We start from the raw sequence: 19,411 nt of genomic DNA on the forward strand, positions 1-19,411 counted from the left end.
CTGCTGAACCAGATCGTATGGCCTCCATCGGCATGCCACATGACCGGAGGCCAAATGCAGTGTCTGAATCACAATATTGAATTGTAGGCTCGATGGCTCGTCTGCTGGTCTGACAGCCGGTTGCATGAGCAATGCTGAAAATTTCAGCGATGTTCGGTACGGGTCAACCTGTCTCCTTTGGTGCGGCCATCATCACGCTGAGAAGCCACGCCTGGTTTGCCCCCTTTTCACGTTCGGCAACTTCACATACTGGCGTAAGGAACTGGATGCTTATCACAAAAGCTCGCCGACACCGCGAAGGTTTATTTCACCGAGGCTGACTCTGTGCAGATATTGACCCGGTGCTTCTTGCTCAGCGGTGTCCCGACTGCAATGTAGGCCTGCAGGCTGTGGGGACTCCATGATTCCGAAGATTGGATTCCCATCGCCATCCTCGTCGTACGGCAATAAAGTAGTATGCGTGAGATACAGAATGCCGCCCCCTGTCAGTTCCATGCCTTCAGTATTCTGGACCTTCCGAGCTTCCCAGCTGACTTGAGTTTCTGGGTACTTTTCCTGAATCTCATAGCATTCACGCTCACTGGCCACGATCGCAATTATTGGCTCTATGTGTTCTAGATCTGGAAACGGGCTGGGTTGTTTACCGTAGACAACGAAAACCATCAGTTCCTCTGAATATTTCGATCTAAGACGATTCTTGATTTTTGTCAGGATATTGCTTAGAGGCGGCATCGAACCCCCTTCTGCACAGGAGCATAAGCATCAGCATAGTAAGTCTTGCCATTGTAGACAATTGTTCCGAGGGTGCGACCTGACCAAGTGGTCGTTTTTGCAGATTTACATGTCAGCGCGTGATTTGTCTGCTGGAAGACAGTCGGGTAGTAGGTGCCATTATGTTTACCAGCTTTTATCTTTTGGGCTGGCTGGCCAATCGCGCGACCACCCTTGACCCACCACGCAAGCCGCTTAAAACGTGCCTGGGAAGGATGGTGGATCGCAGTGACTTTCTTGGTGCAATAGGTAGTGGATTTGAAGCCACCCGTCTCGTACTTCCCGGATTTTCCGGTGTGAAAACCTTCGGCCACGATCTTGCAAGGCCCATAGCTAACCTTTGCCATGGTCCCCACGTTGAATCCCGCTTGACGCAGTTCATCCATCATGTTCATTTTGGCTACTGCTTCGGCAGGTGATGCCGCTTCAATGTAGTTGGATTCTGCAGAGGTCTTTTCGGAGAAAAAATCTTTCGTTGAAAGGGCGTATTCCGAGGACTGCTACAACGTGTAGGTTTCGCCAACCGGAGTTTCAACAGCTTGCGCCGTCCCCGGCGATACAGTCACCAAAGACAATGCAAGGGGTAATGCAACAAAGGAAAATTTCATCATTATGGCCTAAGCCGAATATTAAACATTTAGATATGAATGGTACGTTTTTATTATCGATAGTAGTGTAACCAATTTTCGAGAATCTACCATTGGTCCAAGTCCGCACATGGAATTTAGGTTCCACGGCCGCGGGGTGCGGTTATTAGGAACTTTGGCCATTCTGATACCCCTGGTAGCCCTGATCGCAGCTCTCCTTCCATGCCGTAATCATGATGCCCAAATTCTCCTTCGCACGGTCGATGCCGTTGGTTACGAGATCTTGGGCCGCGCCTTCGTATTTCTTGATGGTTAGACATAAGGTTCTGCTTACAAGGAGCCCATAACCGTCAGCCGGAGCTGCGATATAGGAGTCAAGCGAAATTAATAGTCACAATTCAGTCACTCCGGATGTTTTTAAGCCCGACGTTAATGCATATAGGACAGGCACGACTTAGCCCCTCAGCCGACCGATTCACATCGGGGTCACTAAATCAGGTCGCAGATGGCACCTAGATCGTAAGACTTGTGGACGGACCAGGCTGTTGCCGAGGACCGCGGATAAAAGTATTGAGAAATTCAGGACATGATAGCCCCGGGGGGCGAATCGGGGTTAGATTCACGAACGACTTTCAATGCCAAAATGTATACCCTTTTCGATATGTCCATCCATGAAAGCGTGTGTGAGCGGAGCCAAAAGTTGCAGGTGAGCGAGCTGCGATCGACCGGAACAAGTGTTTGCCGAACGTGGGGTATCGTCATGGTAAGTAGTGCCTCCGAGGTGGAACAAGGGCAAGGCGCTATTGAGGCCAGAGGGCGGGTCGTTGATCCAATCTGTTCAATAAAGGGCGAGTAGCTCTGTAGGGCAACTCACTTAAAGTGGGCACCCAACTACCCGACTATCCGCCGGCCGGTTAAAATCGTAACCCCGGCGAATTGCTTTGCCGGGGTTACTCGATCATCACTCGCACCTTCATGAGGTATTTACCACTGTAGGGTGCAAAGCTATGCCGGCGCTGAGCGCCAACTGCAGGTTTGGGGAATTGCTTCAACTCCATGAGGGCGGGCCGCAGGGCCGGCGGACTGCTGGACACGAGCAAAAAGGTTTTGGATACAGAAACTGGCACTGTCGCAAGACCGACAGTGCCAGTTTCTACGTCATCACTCGCACCTTCATGAGGTACTTAATACTCTAAGTTGGCATTCTGTGGATGCGGTAAGCATGCACTGCGCGTAGGCCATGGATCCCTGGAGGCGAACTAGATCTTCTCCGGGGCGGGCTTGGCCAGTGCCGGGATGCACAGGGCGATCAACCCCGCCAGCAAGGAGATTCCCGCACCGAGCCACAGGGTCATGTGGAACCCGGCTTCGGAGGGCAGCACCGTGCCGTGGAAGTCGGTGGTCATCTGGGCCAAAACCAGGCCAATCACTGCCGCACCCGAGGTGGTACCCAGCGAACGCATCAGGGTGTTGAAGCCGTTGGCGGCACCGGTTTCGCTGCGTGGCACTGCGCCCATGATGATGGCTGGCATTGCGCCGTAGGCCAGGGCCACGCCAGAGTTGATGACCAGGCTGGTGATCAGCAGGCCCCAGAGGCTGCCCATGCCAATCTGGCCTACCGCGTAGCCAGCGGACATGATGAAAATACCCAGCACCAGGGTGAACTTTGGGCCCTTGGCGCTGGTCAGTCGACCGCCCACAGGGGAGAGGAAGAGCATCATCAGGCCGGCTGGAGCCATCCAGAGGCCGGCGGCCAGTACGCCCTGCCCCAGTCCGTAGCCTGCCTCGGTAGGCATCTGCAGGATCTGCGGCATCACCAGCGAGCTGGAATACATGCCGAAGCCCACGAAGATCGAGGCGATATTGGTCAACAGCACCCGGGGTATTGCGGCGGTGCGCAGGTCCACCAGCGGTGCACTGGTGCGTAGTTCCCATACTCCCCACAGCAGGAAGACGATGACCGCGCCGATCAGCAGGCTCAGTACCAGCGGGGAAGCCCAGCCCCAGGTGGAGCCCTTGGAAACGCCGAGCATCAGGGCGATCAAGCCGATGGCCAGGCCGATGGCACCAAGCCAATCGAAGCGGGTTTTCGCGCCGATGGTTGGAATTGCCGGAATGAACTTCAAGATCAGTGCGGCCACCACAACGGTAATCGCCGAACCGAAGAAGAACAGCACGCGCCAGGAAGAGAACTCGATCAGCGCTGCGGAGAGCGGCAGGCCGATCGCACCGCCCACACCAAGGGTGGCTGAAACCGTGGCGATGGCTGCCGGCAGATGCGCCTTATCCACGAGGTCGCGCAACATTGCGATACCCAGAGGGATCATGCCTGAACCAAAGCCTTGCAAGGCCCGGCCGATGATCATGACGGTGACATTTGGTGCCAGAGCACAGATGATTCCACCGAGGATCAGCGGGATGGCCAGGATCAGGATCATTCGGCGTTTGCCGAACATATCACCGAGACGACCGGAAATCGGCATCACTACGGCAGCTGCCAGCAGGGTCGCGGTGATGATCCATGCGGTGTTATCCGGTGAGGTGCTGAAGATTCCAGGCAGCTGGGGGATCAGTGGGGCAACCATCGTCTGGGTGAGCGATGAGGCGATGCCTGCCGTGGCGAGGATGCCGACGGCGAGTCCGGATTTCGGATGTCCGGTGGGGGTGGGGTTGGGCACAAGAGCCTTCCGGGATAAATGTGTAAGCTACATACTGTATGTATTTTACACATTGGAGAAGTTCGGAATGAAGCGCCATCTGGAACAGATCGAATACGAGCAGCTCATGCTCAGCCGCTACACCATCGCGCAGCAGCGCCAGTTCGGTGGTGTCGATCGCAGCGTGTACCTGCTGATGAGTCGCATTCAGGCCCAGGGTCCGCTGAGTATCGCGGAACTAAGCCACGGGCTGAGGCTGGACAACTCCACCCTGCAACGCCAGGTAACCCATGGAATCGACGATGGCTACCTAGAACGCATCGCAGATCCCGATGGCCATATCGCGCGTAAGATCACGCTGACCGACCTGGGGTTGGCGAAGCTGGAGCATGCCCGCGAAGTAACCCTCCATGCCCTGGATCGAATCCTGAATGAGTGGGAGGCTGAGGATGTTGAGCAGTTCGCCGGCTACCTGCAGCGCTTCAACGCTTCCATCGAGGAGTACCGCGACTCCCAGCGGGACTAATCACGAACTTGGTTAAAGAAAGATTCCCGCCGGGCAATATCCGACGGGAATCCTTACGATCATCACTCGCACCTTCAAGAGGTGTTTTAAACTCTAATGTCGCTTTCTGTGCCATTCCTTTGGCAGAGCTAGCTATTAGCGATGCACGTGAAAAGCATCTGCGAGCCAGACAAATGCACATAAGCAGGCCCCGAACTTCGCTCGAACTACAGTCAAAAGACCATAGGTGCAGGTCTCAAGAGTGCCTAGGCTGATGGGTATGACTTCAACCCAGCATTCGATGCCCTGCAAGGTGGCCATTGTGCCCGACTCCTTCAAGGGAAGTGCCCGCGCCAGCGGGGTAGCCGCGGCCTTGGCACGAGGCTTCAGCAAGGGTGCGGCTAGCCGGTCGCGGGCGGTCGAGATTACCGCGGTGCCCTTCGCCGACGGCGGCGAGGGAACCCTTGAAGCGTTGATCGACACCTGGGGGACCGAGGCGATCGCACTGGAGACCACCGACGCCTTGGGGCGCCCGGTCACCTCCCGGCTGGGGCTTTCGGCCGACGGGAAAATCGCGGTGGTGGAAGCGGCCGAAGCAGCCGGGTTGCCGCAGGTGAGCGACGTGCCACGGCAACCACTGGATGCCACTACCTATGGGTTGGGCACACTGGTATCTCACGCGCTGGACCTAGGGGTCGCCCGGATCATCCTGTGCCTAGGCGGTTCAGCAACCACCGATGGCGGAACGGGTTTGCTCAGCGCACTGGGCGCAAAATTCTTGGACGCCAACGGGGAGCAGCTTCCCGCAGGGGGCGGGGCACTGAACCAGCTGTCGCGGATCGACGTTTCGCAGCTGGATGCCCGGGCCGGGCAGGTTAACTGGCAAATCGCCTGCGATGTCACCAACCCGCTACTGGGCGCCAAGGGTGCGGCTGCGATCTTCGGTCCGCAAAAGGGCGCCAGTGAAAATGATGTCCAGATTCTGGATCAGGGGTTGGCGCAACTGGCCGATGTTTTGGAAGCCAATACCGGCCGGGCACTGCGTGAGCAGCCGGGCATGGGGGCTGCCGGCGGGATTGCGGTGAGCCTAGGGTCCTACTTCGAGGTGGAGCTGGTGCCGGGCTGGGATTTGGTGGCCAAGGTACTTGGTGCCCATGAAATTCTGGCCGACGCTGACCTGGTGATCACCGGTGAAGGCCGGCTGGATGCGCAATCCTTGGACGGCAAGGTAGTTTCCGGGGTGCTGCAGGCTGCCGGTGAACAGGCCGAGGTGATCGTGGTGGCCGGTTCGGTGCAGCTGTCCGATGAGCAGCTGGAGGCCTCGGGAATCCTGGCCGCGTACTCGATTGCGCCAGGTCCGGCCACGCTGGCAGAACTTTCAGCAAACACCATGGAGCTAGCCGAGCGCACAGCTTTCAGCGTGGCCCGAACCTTCCTGCGCTAGGCGCTAGAAAATATCCAGCTTGAGCAGGCCGGCATCCAGAATAATCTTGGCCGAAGCCTCATAGTGGGTTCGCAAGCGCGCAGCCAAGGCAGGTGCATCCCGATCAAGTGCCGCCTGCAGCATGGCCTCATGCTCGGCCTCAACATTTCGGTGCGTGGCACCCTGCGAAGCGGCCGCCCAACGCCGGTAGAGCAAGGTGGAATTGGCCAGGTTGGCCGACAGCTCAAGGATCGGCGGGCAGGCGCATGGAGCCAGCAGCAGCTGATGGAAATCGCGGTGCGCCTTACCCCATTCAGGGGTGAACTGCTCCGGGTTATCTTGTTGCCGGCGCGGTGCCTTGGACAGCCTGTAATGCGTGGCAATCAGCGCGGACTCCCACTCCAGATCCCCGCGGGTGATGGCCAGATTGACCGCCAATTCCTCGGTGACACAGCGCAGCTCGGTCTGATCCTGCAACTGCTGCAGGTTCAGCTCCGGTACGAAAAATCCACGGTTGGGGATCGCCGCCACCAAACCCTCACCGGAAAGCCGAGTGACGGATTCGCGGATAACGGTGGTGCTGGTGGAAAAACGCTGGGCCAGATGCGGGGGAGCAAGGCGCTCGCCGGGCATCCACGCGCCATCAAGGATGGCTTCGCGGATGCCGGACAGGGCAGCTTCTGCTGGCCTAGCCACGAGTTCCTTGCTTGGCGGCACCGAAGGTGCGCAGCACGGTGGCCTTGGCGCTGAGCGCTTCCAGAAGTTGGTCGACCTCGCGTGCTGGTGCAATGCCTGCTACATAGTAGTCTGGACGCACCAGCAGTACGGTACCGGTGGCGGTATCGAAGACCCGGTTGATGTCCTTGGCCCTCACGCTATCGCCGTCCTGATTGGTGAAGACCACCTGGGATCCGGCAGCCACCTCAATGGTGTTCCAGCCGGCCGACAGCAGCTCGTCGAGCATCACAGTGGCGCCATTGACCTCAAGGTTTGGCTGCGGAAGCATGCGACCGGCAAAGTTCTGGGCCAGGTGCGGAACCCCGGAAACCGGTGCGGCGACGGTGCCGGTGGTGTAGTGAGGCTGCTTGAGGAAGCGCATGCCGGTTAGCCAGCGGTTCAGCGGTGGGATGATGCGGGTGCTGGTGACCACGGCATCGCGCACGCGGGTGATCACGGGGTTGGTGTTCATCACTACCCAGCCGATGCGCTTGGAAAGCTTGACCATTTCCTCGGCATGCGGGCGACGCTCGGTTTCGTAGTCATTGATGAGCACTTCGCTTGCTTCACCCTTGATGACCGCGGCCAGGCGCCAGGCAGCACCCACGGCGTCGCGGATGCCGGCGTTCAGCCCCTGCCCGGCGAAGGGCGGCATCAGGTGCGCGGCGTCGCCGGCCAACAGGATGCGTCCCTTGCGGTAGGTGTCGGCGATGCGCTGGTGTGCGGTGTAGACCGCGGCGCGGCGTACGGAGACCACGTTGGTGTCCTGGAATGGTGCGACCAGGGCGGTGATGGATTCGGGGGTGATCATCGCGTCGCCATCTTCGTGATCGAAGAGCATGAATTCATAGCGGCGGCGGCCACCGACCCCGGGGACCACTACGGCCGGGCGCTGCCCGTTGCAGTGGAAGGACGCGAAAGGTTCGGGGTTGCCGGGCACATCCAGCAGATCCACCACGATCCAGCGTTCGGTTTGGGTGGAACCCTGCAGGCCGATGCCCAGTTCGCGGCGGGTGAAGGAGCGACCGCCGTCGCAGGCAAGTACCCATTTGGCTTTGAACTCGAGGGCGGTTTCTTCGCCTTCTGCTACTGCGTAGGGGTTCTGCCCGGTGTCTGCTGCCTTGGAGCCGTTGAATCCGGTGGTGGCTTCGCCGGTGCGGGTGGCGTGCACGATCACGTGGTCGGCATGCTGTTCGATCCTGGTGGCCGCGGTGGCGTAGTGCAGGCCCAGGTTCTGGCGCAGTGTGGCGGCCTCGTAGAGCAGGCCTTCCATGATTGGCTGGTCGAACTGGCTCTTGCCGGGCTGGCCTAGGCGGGGTGTGCCGGGGCGAACGTCGGCAATGACCTTGCCGCCCAGGCCGAAGTAGCGGGCACCGGTGTCCACGAGCATCTGCGGTCCCAGCTCATCCATGATTCCCAGGTGCGCCATGACGCGCAGGGTTTCATCGGTGGCGCTGATGGCACGTGGCTCATCGCCACTGCCCGGGTTCTTCTCGATCAATGCAACCTGCAGGCCGGTATCTGCCAGCAGGTTGGCGGCGGTCAGGCCGGTGGGACCCGAGCCGATGACCAGGACGTCGATTTCATGAGACTGTGCCACTGCCCGCTACTTCCTTTGTGCTTCGTGTATTAACAGTGCGCGGCTGCGCGTCAGGCGGTGGCGCCGGCGGTGGCCTGTGCGCCGGCCAGCAGCGTAGCCTCGTCGGCCACGGTGTTGCGCAGGATGCCCAGGCCGGTGATCTCGACCTCGACGACGTCGCCGTGGTTGATCAGGCCCTCTGGACCGTAGAACAGGCCCACTCCGCCCGGGGTGCCGGTGACGATCACGTCGCCCGGGTTCAGCTGTGTGAAGCCGGTGACGTAGTTGATCAGGGTGGGGATGTCGAAGACCAGGTTGGATACCGGGGCGTTCTGGCGCACTTCGCCGTTCACGCGGGTTTCCAGTACGGCGGTGGTGATGTCGCCCAGATCGGCTGCGGGAACCAGGTACGGTCCGAAGCCGCCGGTGCCCGGGAAGTTCTTGCCCGGGATCCACTGGCTGGCGGCCTTCTGCCAGTCGCGCACCGAGAAGTCGTTGTAGCAGGCGTAGCCGGCGATGTGGTCCCAGGCGTCTTCCTTCTCCACGTGGAAGGCTTCCTTGGAGATGACCAGGGCCATTTCGCCCTCGTAGTCGAACTTGGTGGTGGAAGTCGGCTTGACCGCAGGAGCCAGGTGGCCCATCTGCGAGTCGGCGAAGCGGGTGAAGACGGTCGGTGCGGTCTGCCCGGTCTTGCCCGACTCTTCCTGGTGGGCCAGGTAGTTCACGCCGATGCAGATGATCTTGCCCGGGTTGGTCACCGAGGGCAGGAAGTCGATCTCGGCCTCGGCAATGGTTGGCGCGCCGGACAGGTCCAGCTGGGTGCCGAAGATGCCCTTTTCGATCGCGTCGCGGGTATTGGCGGCCAGGTTCTTGCCGGTGGGGCCCAAGTCGTAGACGGTGCCGTCGATGGACACGCCCCAGGTTTCGGTGCCGTCAGCTGCCTTGAAGGATACGTACTGCATGGTGGTGCCTTTCGGGTGTTCTAGATGAAGGTTTTCAGTTCGGTGACAGTGGGAATGCCGAAGGTGCGGAAGTCCTCGGTGCGGCGGTTGGACCACATGTTCCACCAGTTCTCGTCTTCGCCCCAGACAATGGGATCGCGCTCATCGTCGTAGATCTGCTCCAAATCGGTGTAGAGCTCCACGACCGCGCCGGAGGTTTCCACGTAGTAGGCGGCGATGTTGTGGCCGGCGCCGTGGCGGACCGGGCCCCAGATCAGTTCGCGGCCGGCCGCGCCCAGGCGGTCGCCGAGCTTGGCGAGGTCGCCGATCGACTGGACCTGCCAGGCGTGGTGGTGGAAGGTGCCCTGGCCCTTGATCAGCGCGATGCCGTGGTGATCCGGGTTGCAGCGCATGAAGTAGGCGAAGTCATCCCCGATGACATCCGAGAGGCGGAAGTCGAAGATCCGGCGCAAAAATTCCATCATGCCGCGCACGTCGCGCGGGTGGAAATTGATGTGGCCGTAGCGGTCCGGGCCGAAGGAAAGCAGGCCGCGGTCGTTGTGCTGCATGCCGGTGTAGACCTCGAAGATCCAGCCTTCGGGGCCGATGAACGAGAAACCGTCCTGCACGCCGGCGGAGACCGGGGTTTCGGAGACGATTCTGAAGTTCTCGTTAGCTACGCGCTTGCGGATCTCGCGCAGCGCGTCGCCGTTCTGCGCGATCAGGCCCAGGGAGTGGATGCCGTTGACTTCGGACTCGACGTAGGTCAGCTCGTGGTGCACTGAGTTCGCTGCGAGGTAGGCCTCGTTGCCGGTGCGTTCGGTGACGCGCAGGCCGAGCAGCTGCGTGGCGTCGAAGATGGATCCTTCGATGTCATTGGTCTGGATGGACACGTGGCCCATTTCCCTGATTAATCCCCAAGCCATGGTGGATCCCTTCTGTAGACGATAAAAATATTATGATCTAGATAATTAGATTATTCACATTAAGTTAGATTGTCTAGTGTTTTCGGAAAAAGACTCGCGCGCCTGCCCAAGCGGACCTGCTGGTCCGCAAGAACAGGCGCGCAAAGACTAGGCCAAGACCGGGCGTCTGGTGCTGAACTGACGCTGAATTTCGCGCTTGATCAGGCCTGTTTCCCCCAGTGCTGTCAGCGATTGAGCACCCTTCTGATGCACAGCAAGAGCGTTATTATCGCTGGTAGCTGCGGTTCCCAGGCGGATAAATGACCCTAGGGCATCACCCAGAACCTTCGCCGTTTGCTCGAAGAGCTCATCGGCCACGCCATCGAGCATCGGGGCATCCTGCCAGCGCTCACGGTTGCCAAAGAGGAACGGCAGCTCTAAGCAGTGGGCCGAACCAGCGTGAGGCAACGGGGAGCGAACTTCGAAGCCCAGGAGCTGCACCTGGATGCCGGCAGCGGCTGCCGCATCGGCCAATTCCACGGCATAGAGTTGAATCTGGTGCAGGCTCATCGCCCTAACCATGAGTGACTTGGCCGTTGCTTGCGGTTCTGCGGCAATCAGTGCGTCGAAGACTTCTTGCGGTTCATTGAAGTTCCCTGCAATAAACCCGCGCACACTATCGAGGGTGAATGCCTGCTCGGGGGCCATGCCAATGAAGGCACTTGCCTCATCGGCGGTGTAGGACAGCAATAGCTGCTTCACATGCAGGCGTTCGACTGCCCGCGCGGTATCAAAAAGATCCGCCGGAACGGACTCATCGGCACTCGGGTAGAGACCCAAGCCGCGCCCGGCCCAAGCCTGGGCCAGTGCTGTGCCGGCAGCCAAGAGCTGCTCGGTGCTTGCCTCGGCCAAGGCGGTGCCATTAAGCGCCTGGACCATCACCGCATTGCGTTCCTGCGCCTGGGTTTCACCCATCGGCGGCTGGAAGGACAGCGAACCAACGTAGAGCCTGTCGAACAGTCCACGGGCTGCCTCAAGCTGGGCCAATGCGAAGGCCCAGAAGGCACCTGCGGACTGGCCTGCCAGGGTGACTTCCTGCGGGTTGCCACCGAGCTCAGCAATATTGCGCTGTACCCATTCGAGGGCCAAGAGCAGTTCTTCGGGCGGCGTATTCCCGCCGCCCACCTGCTGGTTGTGGGCCAGCAATCCGATGCGGTAGTTGACCACGGCAACCACGCAGTTCTGCTTCTCGGCAAAGTCCTGCGCGTCGTACCAGCGCACGGTGCCCGCGCCGGAAACGAAGCCGCCGCCGGGAAGGAAAACCATCACCGGAAGGTCCTGGGCGCTCTCGGGCGCGAACACCGCAACCTGGAAAGCATCCTCGGACTGCGGCAGTTCCTGCAAGGCAGGGCCCAGCAGCCAGTCGAGCGAACCTGGGGCCTGCGGGAAAATTGCCGGCTGCGCTGCGGTGAGTCCGGTGGCTTCACTGAGCTTGCCGAAGCGCCCGGCGCTGCGCTGCGCGTAGCTGTAAACCCCCATGCCTAGCGGATTTCCGTGTACTGCGACTGGTCGACCGCGCGGGTGATGTTCCAGTACTCGACGATCGGGTAAGGCCAGATCTGCGAGACGCGGCCGAACTTGTTCTTGTACCAGGTGTGCACCTCGGGGTGGCCCCAGGCCTTCTGCGCGTTGGCGGCATCGAGATCCGCCACGAACGCATCGAGCACCTCCTGCTTCAGGTCCAGTGCCTTCAGATCCTTCTCCAGCACAATGTTCAGTGCATCCAGGATGTAGGTCAGGCCGTACTCGATCATCGAGAACAGCGAGCCGTTGACCACATGCCCGGTATTCGGTCCGGAAACGATGAACAGGTTCGGGAAACCCGGCACGGTGGCCCCGGCAAAGGCGGTGGCGTTGCCGCCCCAGTATTCGTGGATGTCCTTGCCCTCGCGGCCGGTGATGCGCAGCGGCTCGAGGAATTCGGAAGCCTGGAAGCCGGTGGCGTAGATGATGACGTCCAGCTCGTGCAGGGTGCCGTCGCCATCGATGATCCCGGCCTCGGTCATTTCGCTCATGCCCGAGGTGACCAGGGTGGTCTGCGGCTTCTTCAGGCTCTTGGCCCACACGCCGTTATCGCGCAGCATGCGCTTGCCGCCCACGATGTAGTCCGGGGTGACCTTGGCCAGCAGGTCCGGGCGATCGGCGTACTGCTCCTTGAGCATCTCGGTCAGCTGCTGGCGCACGCGCTCGTTGACCGCGGACACTGAACCTTCCTTGGTCCAGTTAGGATCCGCGGCGGTGGTGTGCTGGCGGCCCTCGACGCCCAGCCAGTGCTGCCAGAAGCGCAGCCACTGGCCGTACTGCGGCAGGTGCTCGACTAGCCAGGTCACCGATTCGGGCATGTCCTCGTAGTAGAACGGGGTAGGCAGCATCCAAGGGGAGGAGCGCTGGAAGATCTTGAGCTCTTCGACCTCGTCCACGATGGCTGGGACGATCTGGTAGGCGCTGGCGCCGGTGCCGATGACGGCAACTTTCTTGCCCTTCAAATCGATGCCCGGCTTCCATTCGGCCGAATGCACGTGGATGCCGGCGAACGTGTCGTGGCCCGGGGTATCGGGGAACTTCGGGCGGTCCAGCTGGCCGACGGCGGTCAGGACGGTATTGAAGCGGCGTTCCTGGACTTCGCCGCCGTCCACGATCATGGACAGTACCCAGCGTCCGTCTTCTTCATCCCAGGTAGCCGAAAGCACCTCGGTGCCCATCTGGATGTTCTGCGTGATGCCGCCGCGTTCTGCGACGTCGCGGGTGTACTTGTGGATCTCGGGGCCTTCGGAGAACTGCTGGGGCCAGTCATCGCGCTGCGCGAAGGAGAATGAATAGGCGTAGTTGGGGGTATCGAGGCGCACGCCCGGATAGGTGTTCTTCCACCAGGTACCGCCCACTTCGTGGCCCTTCTCGAAGACGGTGTAGTCCAAACCGGCCTGCTTCAGGCGGTAGGCGGCAGCCATGCCGGCCACGCCCGAGCCGATGACGGCCACGGTGAAGTCGCGGGTGGGAGCAACCTGTTCCTTGGTGAAGGCCGGTGCGCCGCTCACTTCGGGAACCAATGCCATGTCGTGCTTGAGCATCTGGTGGTAATCGGTGGTGGCCTGGTTGGTGATCCAGTCCAGGATCGTGGTGGCCTGCTCGTCGTCCAGGGTCTCCACTGAGGTGATTTTTTCATCGCGGATCCGGCGCAGTGCTTCGAAGGCCAATTCGCGGGCCGCTTCCTGAGCTGCGGCGTCCATGCCGCCGTGCGGCTGGCCCACGGTATCAACCGGCGGCTGCGGTGGACGCAGCTCATCACGAAGGATCGAGTAATCGCCGGTTGCCGCGGCCAGGGCCACCATCAGTGGCGGCAGGTCGGTGCTTGCAACGATCTTGCGCAGCTGCTCGTCGCTTTCGGTGATAGCAGAGTAGTTTGCGCGCCAGTACAGGTCATCTACCTGTTTGGTGGCGGCGGTCTCGATCAGTGATTCGCTCATTGGTTACTCCTAGCAAGTCTTTTCGGGCCGTGCGCGACAGGGCCGGCAGGCGCGTGATGTAACCAGTGTCACCTCTTGGTTATGCATAAGTCAACTAAAAATGTATTCTTTGCCGACTTTGGTATGATTTGTGTCATGGCGAAACGCACCGATTCAGAGACGATGTCAAAGCACATCCGCGACACCCTGCGCACCGATATCCTGGATGGGCGCTGGGAACCAGGTGCCCGGCTGCAGCTCACGCATCTTTCTGAGCATTACGAAACCTCGAGTACGGTCATTCGCGAAGCGTTGACCCGGCTGGTGGGGGACAAGCTAGTCACCCTTCGCCCTAACAAGGGATTCTTCGTCCCCGAGCTGTCGCTGGCAGAACTGACCGACATTGTGGAGATGCGTTGCGTCAACGAGCAGCTGGCGATCTCGCTGGGCTTCGAGCGTGCACCGTTGGAGTGGGAGAGCGAGCTGATGGCCGCGCACCACACCCTGGAGCGCACCCCGCGCCGTTCGGACGAAGACCCGGATAATCACACCCCGGCATGGAATCACGCGCACCAGAACTTCCATGACAAGCTCGTAGAGGCCTGTGGTGTTCCGCTGCTCACCGAGGTGACTCGCACCCTGTCTGATTTGATTCAGCTCTACGGGCGCTGGGCCGGGCCGGCAACTCGCGACGCCAAGCGCGATCTGGATAAGGAGCACCGCGACATCCTGAACGCCGCATTGGATCGCGATGCCGACTTGGCGGGGCAGCTGTTGCGCGCCCACTACGAAACCACGCTCAGCGCGGTGAAAAATGGCGGCGAGGTGGGCTTGGCCTGCTTGCCGCACGTCAAGCTGCTCAAGTAGCCAGAACCTTCACGGCAAGTCCGCACCCGGGTCGGGATGGGCGGATCTGCGAGCCTGTTTTGCGGCGCCTCCGCGGCAACCCAGCTTCAGACGTCAGAATCGCGATTTTCGCGTGGGAATGCGCCTGTTCGAGAAACTGGAGCGCAAGGATTCTACGGCTTGGAGAGCCTGGCCTTCGCCGGTTCCGATGTTTTCTTCAACCCAAGTGAAGTAGCGATGGGCTTCATTCAGGATTCCAGGAATGAAGTCGCTGGGGTCAACGCGGTGCTTCAGCTGGTTCACAGTGAAAAGCGTCGACCGTCCCCTCGCTTCCAGGCGAAGTGGTACGGGCTGGCCTGGAAACAGCCGTTCAGCCGAACCCGTTTGCAGGTACTCCTCGACAAGTTCAATCAACTCGAACCAGATTCCCGTCACTTCACCCCACAGCTCGCCCGGAATCAAAACGATCCCGTGGTACGACAGGGAGAGGAAACCTTCACTGCCGTACGGGTTTCTGTTCAATCGATCCCGCCAAATGCCGGCGGCGCGTTCAGGCTCCTGGAACATGCTCACCAGGTAGTTTTCGGGATGCGCGACGAAATCGTCGAGGTCCGTCACCGTGTGCGGAACCAAGATATACGGTTCGCTCTGTACGGCTTGCTCTTTCATCTCACCTTGATTCGTGCCGAGGGCCGGAATGGATGGCTCGGCCCCATGCTGGCGAGCAATTGGTGCGTGGCGTTGTTCCCGTTGCCATACGTTGCATTCGCTGGCTTGTCCCACTGGTTTTCAGTCTACTTTGCTCCTGCTTGATAGGGGGCAGGCACTGGATTGCGAGCGTCATTGGCGGTCAGGCTTGTCGAGTTGCCACCTGTTCTATCCGAATTGCGCCCACTACCCTGTCCTGCCAGCTCCGCTGGGATATTATCGGGATACGGCCTGCATCTTGGCAAGAAATCCTCTTGCCGCTGGTGCGGCAAGGGGATTGTTGCGGCTCAAGCGCCAATGCCTAGCTCTGGACGCTTGAACGATCCTCGCGGAAGCGTGCAGGCCAGACGCCCTGCTTGCCCGGGGCCAGGACGCCCGCTGGATCCAGCGCATCCTTGATTTTCTCCTGCAGGCGGCGTGCTGCGTTGCCGTTGAAATCGAAGCCGTCGGCAATGCGGTCCATGTAGTCCACGTGGCTGCGGTACGGTGCGTAGCCGCGGGCGCGGGCAGCATCGAGCAGCTCGGAGTACAGGGCGCGCGCACGGGTGAGCATCTCTTCGTTGCCGCGCTCGAAGAAGATCATCGTCACATGAACCATATGGCGCGGATACAGGTGGTACCCGATGTACAGGTCGAATCCGTGCTTCTCGTAGAGCTTCTTGGCTTCCTGGTAGAACTCGGCCACCAGTTCGCCACGAGCCGGGATGATCGGCGCAGCGTCGATGTGTCCGCCGTTTTCGGCGGCCCAGCCCACGGTGGACAGCGGCTTCAAGGTCGGGACGCCTGCCATCTGGGTGCGGTCCTGGGTGGCGATGTCCTCATGCTGCAAGGCCAGGCCCTCTTCGCCCGAGTAGAACCGGGCGTCAACGCGGGCACCGGGGATCACGCTGATCCGGTCCTTGACGATCTGCAGTCGGCGTTCGCATAGTTCACGGTCGCCGTAGAAAGCGAACTTGCAGTTCCACTGGCCAATACCGAATTCCTGGCGCATTTCTTCCAGGCGCCAGTCCGGAATGGAGCCTTCGCCGTCCCAGAAGTCGGCACGGGATCCGCGCATGGTCGCGGCGCGGACGACGTTGCCGCACAGCGCGTTGTTCTGGATGATTTCCTCGCGGCGCAGAGCCGTGAGGATGTCGATCAGCTGCGGCAGGTGCGCCTCGTCATCGACGAAAATATCGCCATTGACGTAGGTGTGCGGTGCTGGCATCAGCCACAGGCCGACCTGGGTAACCACTCCGTAGTTGGACTGGGTGAACAGCCCATCCAAGGTCGGGCCGAAGCCTCCCTGGAAGATCGGGCCCAGCTCGGTGCCGTCCATCGCTCCCATGCCGGTGCGGACCAGGTCGCCATCGGGCATGACTACTTCCATGCCGCACAGGGACTTCACGTGGTCGCCCAGCGGGGTCATGCCGTAGCCGCGGTCGAGCATATTGCCCATCACCGAGCCCCAGCCCAGCGCCGGCACCGACATCCACACCTTCAGGCCGCGTTCCTTGATGTATTCGAAGAGGTCGAAGAAGGTGACGCCGGGCTCCACCACGGCGTAGCACAGGCGGTCATCTACGGTGATGATGCGGTTCATGCGGCTCAGGTCCAGCGCCACCATGCCGGTATCGCGTGGCTCCGGGCCGCCGTAGCCCAGATTCTTGCCACAGGAGAAGGTCCACAACGCGACCTCGTGCTCGGTGGCCAATTTGACGATGCCTTGGACTTCTTGGGTGTTGGCCGGGCGGACACCGGGCCACGGGGCACGGCCCGGGTTCAACGGGTAGGGATCAAGATAGCCCTCGGAATCTCCCAAGGGAACAACGTTTTCTGCGCCAACGATTTCCTTGGCTGCCCGAAGAAATTCTTCACGACGATCCATGATTCACCCTTCTACTGGCCACCGGCTAGCGCCGCGGCCTCACTGTCTTAATCTAAAAATCTTGTTTTGTTTGCGGTCATCATCAATAAGCTTGATGTCATGAGCCTTGTGTCCCACCCGCAGCTGACCTTGCGCCAGCTCTGGCATTTCGTTGTCGCTGCCGAAGCCGGAACCATGGCCGAAGCCGCCCGGCGACTGCACCTCGCGCCCTCGGCGATCTCCATGTCCATCGCCGAACTCGAGCGCATCGTCGGTGCCGAGCTGGCCGTCAAGCGCCGGGCCAAGGGGCTGACGCTGACCGCGAGTGGCAAGACGGTGCTGCTCCAGGCCCGCGAGCTGCTTGACCGGGCCCATGATCTGGAGACCATGGGGCAAGGAACCCGCGAAGAGCTTGCCGGCCCGCTGACAGTTGGCTGCTTCATGCCCTTGGGCCCGGTCATCATTCCTCCGATGCTCAGCGCCTTCGCCCAGCAATGCCCGAAAGTGGAGGTCGATTTCCTGGAGGGGTTCCACCAGGAAATGCAGGATGCACTGCTGGATGGTTCCATCGATGTCGCCTTCCTCTACGGATCGGAGATCTCCCCGGCCCTGCGTTCGGCCACCGTGGCGATGGCCGAAGCACAGATACTGCTGCCTTCGGGGCATCCGCTGGCGGGCAACCCCTCAGTGTCGCTTCGTGAAATTGCCGAGGAGCCGCTGGTCCTCTTCGAATCCGAGCCGATCACCCAGCGCATTCTCGGCCTGTACCAGGGCAGCGGGCTGGAACCGATGATCCGGCACCGCTCGCGTTCCTATGCGACCGTGCGCTCGCTGGTCAGTACCGGCCGCGGGGTGGCTGTGCTGTTCCAGCAGCCGGCCCTGGAAGCACCCTATGAAGAGCTGAACGTGGTGCTCAAGCCGCTGAAACTCGATGACGAAAATATCGCCGTGGTTCCGGTTTCGGTGGCTTGGCCCCGCAGTTCGCGGCTGAACTCCCGTGCCCAAGCCTGGGTGGAAGTCGCCGCGGAACTCTTCGAGAATGCGGGCCGGCGCAGCTAGCGGCTAGACGCGCGTGCGGATCGAGGACGGGTAGGACAATCCGAAGTTATTCCGCAGGGTGGTGCCCTCGTATTCGGTGCGGAAGTAGCCACGATTCTGCAATTCAGGGATCAGCTTGTCGCAGATGAGCTTGAAGCCGCCTGGGTTGAACGGGGCGTTCAGGTTGAAGCCGTCGCAGGCCTTGGAATCGAACCAGTCGATCATGCGGTCTGCCACTGCCGAGGCGGTGCCGGCCATCCACTGGTGTCCGGTGGAGCGGGCCAGGTCAACGATCAGCTCGCGCAGGGTCATGCCCTGGTCCACCGACTTGCGGCGGTAGATCTGGTAGCGCGAACCCAGGGCGGGGTCATCGGAGAACCACTCGGCGGGAATCTTCTCGTTGAAGTCCAGCGAGGACAGATCCATCTTCAGATCGGCACCCACCTGCACGCGGCCGTTTTCCAGGTGGATGTGGTTGGCCAGTTCCTCGGCCAGCTCATCTGCTTCGGCCTGGGTGTCGCCGAGGATCGGCAGGATGCCCGGGATGATCTTGATGTCGTTGGGGTTGCGGCCCTTGGCAGCCGCCATCGCCTTGAACTTGGCGTAAAACTCCACCGATGGTTCCTTCAGCGGCTGCGCGGTGTAGATGCCATCGGCCACCGAGGAGCCCAGTTCCATGCCTGGTCCCGAAGAGCCGGCCTGCACCAGCACCGGGCGGCCTTGCGGGCTGCGCGGCATGTTGATCGGGCCCTGCACCTTGAAGAATTCGCCCTCATGGTTGATCGGATGGATCTTGTCGGTGTCCACGTACCATGCCGACTCCTTGTCGTTGGTGACGGCGTCGTCTTCCCACGAATCCCACAACTGGTTGGCTACCTCGACGAACTCGGTGGCGCGGCGGTAGCGGGTGGCCGGATCCGGCGCGCAGTCCATGCCGAAGTTCTGGAAACCATCGGAGCTGGTCACGATGTTCCACCCGGCGCGGCCACCTGACATGTGGTCCAGTCCGGCCATCTGGCGGGCCAGGTTGTAAGGCTCCGAGAAGGAAGTGGAAACGGTTCCGATCAGGCCAATGTTCTTGGTGCGTGCTGCCAGTGCGGAAAGTACCGAGATCGGCTCGTAGAAGCCGTTCATCTTAATATCGCCGCGCATTACGGTGTTGGCATGGACGATGTCGCCGAAGAAGATGGCGTCCAGCTTGGCGTCTTCAGCCATCTTGGTCAGGTCGTAGACGAATTCCAGGTTGGCCAGCTCTTCGGAGCGCGAGCCATCCATGCGCCACGAATCCTTGTGGTAGCCAGCGGGGAGCATGAAGGTCGTGAGCACCATGTGCTGGGGGTTCTTGGGAGTCATTGAAACTCATCCTTTCCTGCGGATGTGACGGG

16 protein-coding genes are annotated in these 19,411 nt (G+C 60.8%); 4 read left to right on the top strand and 12 right to left on the bottom strand.

From position 1 onward, the window contains the following. Nucleotides 1–273: 273 nt before the first annotated feature. The 3 genes from AC1Z36_RS03405 to AC1Z36_RS03415 form a co-directional block, all read right to left on the bottom strand. Nucleotides 274–732 (bottom strand): hypothetical protein, encoded by a 459-nt coding sequence (locus AC1Z36_RS03405; protein WP_105656476.1) that lies wholly within the window; start codon nucleotides 730–732, stop codon nucleotides 274–276. Next, nucleotides 720–1,166, bottom strand: a complete 447-nt coding sequence (locus AC1Z36_RS03410; RefSeq protein ID WP_483561669.1) for a hypothetical protein — start codon at nucleotides 1,164–1,166, stop codon at nucleotides 720–722. The genes AC1Z36_RS03405 and AC1Z36_RS03410 overlap by 13 nt, the downstream gene beginning before the upstream one ends. Nucleotides 1,167–2,617: 1,451 nt before the next feature. Further along, nucleotides 2,618–4,036, bottom strand: coding sequence for an MFS transporter (locus AC1Z36_RS03415; protein WP_286134076.1), 1,419 nt, complete (start codon nucleotides 4,034–4,036; stop codon nucleotides 2,618–2,620). Between the two features lie 67 nt (nucleotides 4,037–4,103). Here AC1Z36_RS03415 and AC1Z36_RS03420 point away from each other — a divergent pair, with 67 nt between their 5' ends. Both AC1Z36_RS03420 and AC1Z36_RS03425 read left to right on the top strand, forming a co-directional pair. Further along, a complete protein-coding gene (locus tag AC1Z36_RS03420; RefSeq protein ID WP_105656474.1) occupies nucleotides 4,104–4,541 on the top strand; it encodes a MarR family winged helix-turn-helix transcriptional regulator in 438 nt (145 codons plus the stop codon). 259 nt (nucleotides 4,542–4,800) lie between these two features. Further along, entirely contained in the window at nucleotides 4,801–5,964 is a 1,164-nt protein-coding gene (locus AC1Z36_RS03425; RefSeq protein ID WP_181148782.1) for a glycerate kinase, read from the top strand. Nucleotides 5,965–5,967: 3 nt separating this feature from the next. Here the strand turns inward: AC1Z36_RS03425 and AC1Z36_RS03430 are convergent, their stop codons facing one another. The 6 genes from AC1Z36_RS03430 to AC1Z36_RS03455 all read right to left on the bottom strand — a co-directional run bounded on the left by AC1Z36_RS03430 (nucleotide 5,968) and on the right by AC1Z36_RS03455 (nucleotide 13,609). Next, nucleotides 5,968–6,639: a GntR family transcriptional regulator gene (locus tag AC1Z36_RS03430; protein WP_105656472.1), complete on the bottom strand. Its 672-nt coding sequence runs from the start codon at nucleotides 6,637–6,639 to the stop codon at nucleotides 5,968–5,970. After that, nucleotides 6,632–8,260 carry an FAD-dependent monooxygenase gene (locus AC1Z36_RS03435; RefSeq protein WP_483561670.1) on the bottom strand — a complete coding sequence of 543 codons (1,629 nt, stop codon included), beginning with the start codon at nucleotides 8,258–8,260 and terminating at the stop codon, nucleotides 6,632–6,634. The genes AC1Z36_RS03430 and AC1Z36_RS03435 overlap by 8 nt, the downstream gene beginning before the upstream one ends. Before the next feature lie 50 nt (nucleotides 8,261–8,310). Beyond that, nucleotides 8,311–9,201: a fumarylacetoacetate hydrolase family protein gene (locus AC1Z36_RS03440; RefSeq protein WP_105656470.1), complete on the bottom strand. Its 891-nt coding sequence runs from the start codon at nucleotides 9,199–9,201 to the stop codon at nucleotides 8,311–8,313. Between the two features lie 20 nt (nucleotides 9,202–9,221). Then, the gene (locus AC1Z36_RS03445) at nucleotides 9,222–10,106 is read right to left on the bottom strand and encodes a VOC family protein (protein ID WP_105656469.1); all 885 of its coding nucleotides are present in this window, start codon (nucleotides 10,104–10,106) and stop codon (nucleotides 9,222–9,224) included. A gap of 147 nt (nucleotides 10,107–10,253) precedes the next feature. Further along, nucleotides 10,254–11,624 (bottom strand): carboxylesterase family protein, encoded by a 1,371-nt coding sequence (locus AC1Z36_RS03450; RefSeq protein ID WP_105656468.1) that lies wholly within the window; start codon nucleotides 11,622–11,624, stop codon nucleotides 10,254–10,256. Between the two features lie 2 nt (nucleotides 11,625–11,626). Next, nucleotides 11,627–13,609, bottom strand: a complete 1,983-nt coding sequence (locus AC1Z36_RS03455; protein ID WP_105656467.1) for a flavin-containing monooxygenase — start codon at nucleotides 13,607–13,609, stop codon at nucleotides 11,627–11,629. A 135-nt stretch (nucleotides 13,610–13,744) separates the two neighbouring features. On the opposite strand from AC1Z36_RS03455, the gene AC1Z36_RS03460 reads away from it, so the two are divergent. Continuing rightward, nucleotides 13,745–14,455, top strand: a complete 711-nt coding sequence (locus AC1Z36_RS03460; RefSeq protein WP_181148781.1) for a GntR family transcriptional regulator — start codon at nucleotides 13,745–13,747, stop codon at nucleotides 14,453–14,455. 93 nt (nucleotides 14,456–14,548) lie between these two features. Here the strand turns inward: AC1Z36_RS03460 and AC1Z36_RS03465 are convergent, their stop codons facing one another. Both AC1Z36_RS03465 and AC1Z36_RS03470 read right to left on the bottom strand, forming a co-directional pair. Then, a complete protein-coding gene (locus AC1Z36_RS03465; protein ID WP_332486465.1) occupies nucleotides 14,549–15,217 on the bottom strand; it encodes a hypothetical protein in 669 nt (222 codons plus the stop codon). Between the two features lie 226 nt (nucleotides 15,218–15,443). Beyond that, the gene (locus AC1Z36_RS03470) at nucleotides 15,444–17,009 is read right to left on the bottom strand and encodes an FAD-binding oxidoreductase (protein ID WP_105656464.1); all 1,566 of its coding nucleotides are present in this window, start codon (nucleotides 17,007–17,009) and stop codon (nucleotides 15,444–15,446) included. A gap of 99 nt (nucleotides 17,010–17,108) precedes the next feature. Between AC1Z36_RS03470 and AC1Z36_RS03475 the strand changes: the two genes are divergently transcribed. Continuing rightward, entirely contained in the window at nucleotides 17,109–18,047 is a 939-nt protein-coding gene (locus AC1Z36_RS03475; protein WP_146112225.1) for a LysR family transcriptional regulator, read from the top strand. Nucleotides 18,048–18,050: 3 nt separating this feature from the next. Here AC1Z36_RS03475 and AC1Z36_RS03480 read toward each other — a convergent pair whose 3' ends face one another. Continuing rightward, nucleotides 18,051–19,379 carry an NtaA/DmoA family FMN-dependent monooxygenase gene (locus AC1Z36_RS03480; protein ID WP_105656462.1) on the bottom strand — a complete coding sequence of 443 codons (1,329 nt, stop codon included), beginning with the start codon at nucleotides 19,377–19,379 and terminating at the stop codon, nucleotides 18,051–18,053. Nucleotides 19,380–19,411: the final 32 nt, after the last annotated feature.

This window comes from Glutamicibacter sp. BS14 (assembly GCF_056934375.1).

Excerpts from the sequence above, each read along its gene's own strand:
- AC1Z36_RS03405 (WP_105656476.1), bottom strand. The coding sequence starts at position 732 with ATGCCGCCTCTAAGCAATATCCTGACAAAAATCAAGAATCGTCTTAGA.
- AC1Z36_RS03410 (WP_483561669.1), bottom strand. The coding sequence starts at position 1,166 with ATGAACATGATGGATGAACTGCGTCAAGCGGGATTCAACGTGGGGACC.
- AC1Z36_RS03420 (WP_105656474.1), top strand. The coding sequence starts at position 4,104 with ATGAAGCGCCATCTGGAACAGATCGAATACGAGCAGCTCATGCTCAGC.
- AC1Z36_RS03425 (WP_181148782.1), top strand. The coding sequence starts at position 4,801 with ATGACTTCAACCCAGCATTCGATGCCCTGCAAGGTGGCCATTGTGCCC.
- AC1Z36_RS03440 (WP_105656470.1), bottom strand. The coding sequence starts at position 9,201 with ATGCAGTACGTATCCTTCAAGGCAGCTGACGGCACCGAAACCTGGGGC.
- AC1Z36_RS03445 (WP_105656469.1), bottom strand. The coding sequence starts at position 10,106 with ATGGCTTGGGGATTAATCAGGGAAATGGGCCACGTGTCCATCCAGACC.
- AC1Z36_RS03450 (WP_105656468.1), bottom strand. The coding sequence starts at position 11,624 with ATGGGGGTTTACAGCTACGCGCAGCGCAGCGCCGGGCGCTTCGGCAAG.
- AC1Z36_RS03455 (WP_105656467.1), bottom strand. The coding sequence starts at position 13,609 with ATGAGCGAATCACTGATCGAGACCGCCGCCACCAAACAGGTAGATGAC.
- AC1Z36_RS03460 (WP_181148781.1), top strand. The coding sequence starts at position 13,745 with ATGGCGAAACGCACCGATTCAGAGACGATGTCAAAGCACATCCGCGAC.
- AC1Z36_RS03470 (WP_105656464.1), bottom strand. The coding sequence starts at position 17,009 with ATGGATCGTCGTGAAGAATTTCTTCGGGCAGCCAAGGAAATCGTTGGC.
- AC1Z36_RS03475 (WP_146112225.1), top strand. The coding sequence starts at position 17,109 with ATGAGCCTTGTGTCCCACCCGCAGCTGACCTTGCGCCAGCTCTGGCAT.
- AC1Z36_RS03480 (WP_105656462.1), bottom strand. The coding sequence starts at position 19,379 with ATGACTCCCAAGAACCCCCAGCACATGGTGCTCACGACCTTCATGCTC.